This window comes from Pseudoalteromonas sp. S3260, assembly GCF_005886925.1.
Classification (GTDB): Bacteria; Pseudomonadota; Gammaproteobacteria; order Enterobacterales; family Alteromonadaceae; genus Pseudoalteromonas; species Pseudoalteromonas tetraodonis.
On the sequence record NZ_PNCV01000205.1, the window covers coordinates 1 to 497 of the forward strand.

Sequence of the window (497 nt, forward strand, 5' to 3'; positions counted from 1 at the left end):
ATTTATCACTGTTAAATAGCGCACCTGAGGCTCAGCGTCTGGCTCGCTTAATTGAGCTTAATGTGATTGAACAAGTACGTAATGTTTGCCGTACCAACATAGTACAAGATGCATGGGCTAGAGAGCAGCCGTTGACGGTGCATGGTTGGGTTTACGGGCTTGAAAATGGCCGTTTACATGACCTCGATGCCGTGGTTCGCTGTCATCAAGAGCTACATAGCAGCTACAAAGAGGCGCTGCACAACGTTGCCTTGCGCGTGAGGGCTAATGCGCAATAACGAATAGTTGGGCAGCCAATCTCGCCTCGAATTAACCTTCGTCATGGTTTTCTTGGTTACCCTGAATTTGCGCTTCTAAAAGCGCCACTTTTTGCTCTAGCGCCGTCAGCTTTTCACGTGTTCTTACTAGCACTTGGCTTTGAATATCGAACTCTTCGCGGCTCTCGAAGTCCATCTCTGAGAGTTTATTTTGCAGTACTTGTTTAGTCTTACTTTCAA

At 46.9% G+C, this 497-nt stretch carries 2 protein-coding genes; one reads left to right on the forward strand and one right to left on the reverse strand.

Going from position 1 to position 497, the window contains the following annotated elements:
- On the forward strand, positions 1-278 hold a 278-nt coding region (locus CWC14_RS18195; protein ID WP_283957458.1), incomplete at its 5' end, for a carbonic anhydrase.
- 31 nt (positions 279-309) lie between these two features.
- Here CWC14_RS18195 and CWC14_RS18200 read toward each other — a convergent pair.
- The coding region (locus tag CWC14_RS18200; RefSeq protein WP_138564300.1) for an accessory factor UbiK family protein at positions 310-497 on the reverse strand (188 nt) is incomplete at its 5' end.